The following is a 5358-nucleotide window of genomic DNA, read 5'->3' on the forward strand; positions in this document are numbered from 1 at the left end:
GCACGGGAGGCAGGGGCCGAACTGACCGTCCGCAGCGCGCGTAACGCGCCCTGGCATCCCGGCCGTTGCGCCGCGCTGTATGTCACCAAGGACGGGGACGAGGTCCTCGCCGGTCACGCGGGCGAGCTTCACCCCCGCGTCGTCAAGGCCCTCGGACTGCCGCAGCGCTCCTGTGCGATGGAGATCGATCTCGACCTCGTCGAGCAGGCGGGCGGAGGGGTCGTGCCCGCGCCGCGCGTCTCCGGGTTCCCGGTGGCGACGCGCGACGTGGCGCTGATCGTGGACGAGTCCGTGCCGGCGTCCGAGGTGGAGGCGGCGCTGCGTGCCGGTTCCGGCGAACTCCTGGAGTCGGTGCGGCTGTTCGACGTCTTCACCGGCGAGCAGCTGGGCAGCGGCAAGAAGTCGCTGGCGTACGCGCTGCGCTTCCGGGCCTCCGACCGGACGCTGAAGGCGGAGGAGGCGTCGGCGGCGCGGGACGCCGCGGTCGCCTCGGCGGTCGAGCGCACGGGTGCGGTGCTGCGAGGCGCCGAGGCCGGTGCCGGGGCGTAGCAGCGCGCAGAGCTAAGGCCGTTGACGGCCTTGTGAGGCAGCGGAGTTGAGGGGCGTACGGACCAAGGTCCGTACGCCCCTCGGTCTGTCCGTACAGCTGTACGCGAAGCCCGCGAAGGCTCCTCACTCAATCGAGTGAGCTATGGCGGACGTCGGTTCACCGGGCCCCGAGCTCCGACACCATCGTGCAGGTCGGCACAGGGGAGTCGGCGGGGAGGAGGGCAGAGCACCAGCACGGGGCGGGCGAACGACCGCCCCACAGGCCGGAGGGACCGTCCGCATGACCGGAGACCAGTCAGCGAGCGCCGACTTCACGATCGCAGGGCCCGTCGAGGGGACGACGGACGGACCGAGAGTGGGCCGTCGCTTCACCGTCCGCCGGGCACTGGCATTCGCCGCCCCCGCCGTATGGGTCCTCGCAGTGCTCCTGTGGGAGCGCAGCCTTCCCGTGGGGACGCACTTCGTGGCGCTGCTGGCGGCCACCCCCGCACTGGCCTGCGCGGGCACGGGCCGCAGCGCGGGCATCTGGCTCGGCGGAGGCTGCGCGTTGTTCGCCCTCTACCCGCTGCCTGCCTCGGCGTACGAGGACATCGGCAGCAGGACCGGTATCTGCGTGGCGATCCTCTGTGTGGCGATGGCCAGTTGCTACACGATGCGGTGGCGCGACGGCCTCGCCGGCGAACTGGCGCGCACCCGTGAGGTGGCGACCGCCGCGCAGCAGGCGCTGATACGGCCGCTGCCGCCGCGCATCGAAGGCTTCACCGTCGCCGCGGGGTACCTCTCGGCAGCTCGTGGTGCGGCCGTCGGCGGCGACCTGTACGACGCGACGGCCACCGTTCACGGCGTGCGCGTCCTCATCGGCGACGTGCGCGGACACGGCCTCGGCGCCGTCAGCACGGTCGCGGCGGTGCTCGGCAGCTTCCGCGAGGCCGCACACGACGAGCCGCAGCTCGCTACGGTGCTGCGGCGGCTGGAGCGCGGCCTGGAGCGGCATCTGAACGACGGCCGGTCCACCACGGGACACCGGGGCTCGGCACGCGAACCGTCCGAGGCGGACGAGGAGTTCGTGACCCTGCTGCTCCTGGAGGTCGGCCCGGACGGCACCGTGGCCGCACTCAACTGCGGCCACCCCTGGCCGTACAGACTCTCCGTGCGCGACGACGCCTGCGCCCGTGTCGAGATCGTCAGCGCAGCCGAACCGCTGCCGCCGCTGGGCCTCTTCCCGCTGCCGTCCGCCGATCCGCGGCCCCAGCACATTCAACTGCCGCCCGGTGAGGCGCTGTTCCTCTACACCGACGGTGCTGAGGACGCCCGCGACCGGGACGGTGCATTCTTCCCCCTGCGGGACGCCCTGGAGGCGGCGCTCGCCGAGCGGACGGTCTCGACGACGCCGCCCGCGCCGACGGACGTCGTCAGCTTCGTGCGGCAGGGGCTTGTGCGCCACGCGGGCGGCCGGCTGCCTGACGACATCGCGCTGCTCGTCCTGCGCAACGACCACTGCAGGGTGCACGGGCACGCACTCGAAGCGCCGCCGGAGCGGCCGGCCGAGCGGCTGCCGTGCTCGTGCCCGTGAACGCCTTGTCAGTGGACGCCCCGCTCCTGACGCCCTCTCAGTGAGCGCCCTCCCGGGAACGGATCAGCGCCGAGCGCGCCGCCCCGACCTCCGTCGGCTGCTGTTCGGCCTTGGGGCAGGCGCGCTCCGGTCCGTCCTCAGCTGTAGGCGTAGAAGCCCGCGCCCGCCTTACGGCCCAGGCGTCCCGCGTCCACCATGCGCTGCAGCAGCGGGGGAGCGGCGTACAGCGGCTCCTTGAACTCGGAGTACATCGAGTCGGCGACGGAGGCGACCGTGTCCAGGCCGATGAGGTCGGTGAGCTTCAGCGGACCCATCGGATGGGCGCAGCCCATCTCCATGCCGTTGTCGATGTCCTCGCGGCTGGCGATCCCCGACTCGAACATCCTGATCGCGGACAGGAGATAGGGGATCAGCAGTGCGTTCACGACGAAGCCGGAGCGGTCCTGCGCGCGGATCGTGTGCTTGCCGAGGAGGCCGGTGACCGCGGCCTCGGCGCGCTTGATCGTCTCGTCCCCGGTGGTCAGCGCCGGGATGATCTCGACGAGCTGCTGCACCGGCGCGGGATTGAAGAAGTGGATGCCGATGACCTGGTCCGGGCGCGAGGTCGCGACCGCGAGCTTGACCAGCGGGATCGAGGAGGTGTTGGACGCCAGGATCGCGTCGCTGCGCGTCACCACCTGGTCGAGCACCTGGAAGATCTCCGTCTTGACCTGCTCGTTCTCGATCACGGCCTCGATGACGAGGTCCCTGTCGGCGAAGTCGCCCAGGTCCGTGGTGAAGGTCAGCCGGCCGAGCGTCGCGTCCCGCTCCTCCGCGGTGATCTTGCCGCGCTCCGCGGCCTTGCCCAGGGAGTTCGCCAGCCGGGTGCGGCCGAGCTCCAGCGCCTCGCCGGTGGTCTCGGCCACCATGACGTCCAGTCCGGCCTTCGCACACACCTCCGCGATGCCGGCGCCCATCTGGCCGCAGCCCACTACTCCGACGCGTTCGATGTCGGTCACCCTCGTGCCTTTCGCTGATCTTGTGGTCCGGGCGGTACGGGATCGACCCTGGAGGAACCGGCCCCGCCGGAACAGCCCCCGGAGAGACAGCCCTGCTCCTCCCCCGGACACGTTCCGGGGGTGCCCCCGTGCCGCCCGACGTTACCCTTCCGGGCACCTCCCGCGCGGGGCGGGGGCGGAAGCCCGCACGCGGTCTTGTACGGGCGGGAGGCACACGGGAGCATCGGCGGATTGGTCTCCACCACTTCGAGTGGGACCTTTGACTGCAGGCGGCCATGAAGGGGGAACGATGCGGCGGATCACACGGAGAAGCTTCGCGGCGGGCTCGGTCGGCGCCCTGACCGGGGTGGCGGGCTCGACGAACGCGCGCGCGGCCGCGTACGAGCGTCAGCACGGCCACGGTCACCACCGGCCCGACCACGGCGGGAACCGCCGCGAGCTGCGCGGCATGTGGATCGCCACCGTCGACAACCGCGACTGGCCGAGCGAGTCCGGCCTCAGCCCTGAGCGGCAGCAGGAGCAGCTGGTCGCCCAGCTGGAGAACGCCCGCCGCCGGCGGCTCAACACGGTCTACTTCCAGGCGCGTCCGACCGCCGACGCGCTGTGGCCCTCGCGGTACGAGCCGTGGTCCCAGTGGCTGACCGGCACCCAGGGCAAGGACCCGGGATGGGATCCGCTGCGCTTCGTCGTCCGCGAGGCACACCGCCGTGACCTGGCGGTGGAGGCCTGGTTCAACCCGTACCGCATCGCCCTTCACGACGACCTCGGGCAGCTCGTGCCCGGCCATCCGGCCCGCCGCCACCCCGAGTGGGCCGTCACCTACGGCGGGAAGCTCTACTACAACCCGGGGCTGCCCCAGGTGAGGCGCTTCGTCCAGGACGCCATGCTCGACGCCGTCGCCCGCTACGACATCGACGGCGTCCACTGGGACGACTACTTCTACCCGTATCCCCTCCCGGGCGAGACGTTCGACGACAGCGCCGCCTTCGAGGAGTACGGGAAGGACTTCCCGGACCTGGCCTCCTGGCGGCGCAACAACATCGACCTGCTGGTGCAGGAAGCGGCGCACCGCATCCGCCGCGTCAAGCCGTGGCTGCGCTTCGGGATCAGTCCCTTCGGCGTGTGGCGCAACAAGACGACCGACCCGGCCGGGTCCGACACCGCCGCCGCGGTGCAGACGTACGACGACCTCTACGCCGACACGCGCAAGTGGGTCAGGGAGGGCCGGCTCGACTACGTACTCCCGCAGATCTACTGGCACATGGGCTTCGAGGTCGCCGACTACGCGAAGCTGGCGCCCTGGTGGGCCGAGACCGTACGGGGCACCCGCACGCGCCTCTACATCGGCGAGGCGCTGTACAAGGCGGGCGATCCCGCGCAGCCGCAGCCCTGGCAGGACCCGGCCGAGCTCTCGCGGCACCTGACTCTCTGCCGCTCGCTGCCCGAGGTCGAGGGGCACATCTTCTTCTCGGCGAAGGAGGTAGGCGAGGACAAGATCGGTGCGATGGCCCGGGTCGTCGCCGACCACTATCCCGCGGCCCGTCCTCGCTGAGCCCGCTCCGTCTGCGGTCTCAGTCGCGTCCGAAGAACTCGAGCTCGGCGACCGCCAGGCGCCGTCCCGGCCGGACCCCGAACGCATCGTCGACGGTCACCCTCACCCGCTCCACGTCGGAACCGCGCACGTCGAAACTCTGGTCGCCTGCCTGGTCCTTGAGGGTGAGCGACTTGGTGCTGCGCTCGCCGCCGGAGGAGTAGAGCGTCAGCGTGACCCTCGAGGGCCGTGCCTGCTTGAGGAATTCGTCCTGCTTCGCCGAACTCCCTGGTGTGATCAGCAACTTCTGGAGGCGTACCGGCTTCTCGAAGGAGGCCTCCACCCACTGCGAGCCGGCGGCCGCGGGGGCCCAGTAGCGGTTGTTGAGCTTGTCGAAGGCCGCGCCCGCCTTGTGACCGCGCGCCGAGCTGGAGGCCCGCGGCTCGGTCACCTGAAGGCCCTCCGGCTTGCCGGTGCTGTCCTTGGCGAAGTTGAAGAGTTCCGCCAGTTGAGGACGGGCGAACCACGCCAGTCCCGCGAGGAGTAGCAGCACCAGTGGAAGTGCCAGCCGGGGCCGGGGAAGCGTGCGGTGGCGTGGCCGGGTGCCGGCCGTCATGCGGTGTTCGGACGGCGGCCGCAGGATCCGCCGCCACCAGGGCAGGGCGGGCGTGACAAGAGATGAGCTCGCCCCTGAGCTCGCAACTGAG

4 protein-coding genes and 1 pseudogene are annotated in these 5358 nt (G+C 71.5%); 3 read left to right on the forward strand and 2 right to left on the reverse strand.

Features of this window, described 5'->3' with window-relative positions:
- Both H5J26_RS28055 and H5J26_RS28060 read left to right on the forward strand, forming a co-directional pair.
- A pseudogene (locus tag H5J26_RS28055) lies at positions 1-549 on the forward strand (phenylalanine--tRNA ligase subunit beta); the annotation flags it as partial.
- A 280-nt stretch (positions 550-829) separates the two neighbouring features.
- Positions 830-2122, forward strand: a complete 1293-nt coding sequence (locus H5J26_RS28060) for a PP2C family protein-serine/threonine phosphatase (RefSeq protein ID WP_181768770.1) — start codon at positions 830-832, stop codon at positions 2120-2122.
- A gap of 137 nt (positions 2123-2259) precedes the next feature.
- On the opposite strand, the gene H5J26_RS28065 is transcribed toward H5J26_RS28060, so the two are convergent.
- Positions 2260-3120 (reverse strand): 3-hydroxybutyryl-CoA dehydrogenase, encoded by an 861-nt coding sequence (locus tag H5J26_RS28065; RefSeq protein ID WP_181768771.1) that lies wholly within the window; start codon positions 3118-3120, stop codon positions 2260-2262.
- 289 nt (positions 3121-3409) lie between these two features.
- Between H5J26_RS28065 and H5J26_RS28070 the strand changes: the two genes are divergently transcribed.
- Positions 3410-4672, forward strand: coding sequence for a glycoside hydrolase family 10 protein (locus tag H5J26_RS28070; protein WP_181768772.1), 1263 nt, complete (start codon positions 3410-3412; stop codon positions 4670-4672).
- Positions 4673-4691: 19 nt separating this feature from the next.
- Here H5J26_RS28070 and H5J26_RS28075 read toward each other — a convergent pair.
- A partial coding sequence (locus H5J26_RS28075; protein WP_235981203.1) for an NADase-type glycan-binding domain-containing protein occupies positions 4692-5358 on the reverse strand: 667 nt, incomplete at its 5' end.

The organism is Streptomyces albidus (ex Kaewkla and Franco 2022), assembly GCF_013870515.1.
GTDB classification, from domain to species: domain Bacteria; phylum Actinomycetota; class Actinomycetes; order Streptomycetales; family Streptomycetaceae; genus Streptomyces; species Streptomyces albidus.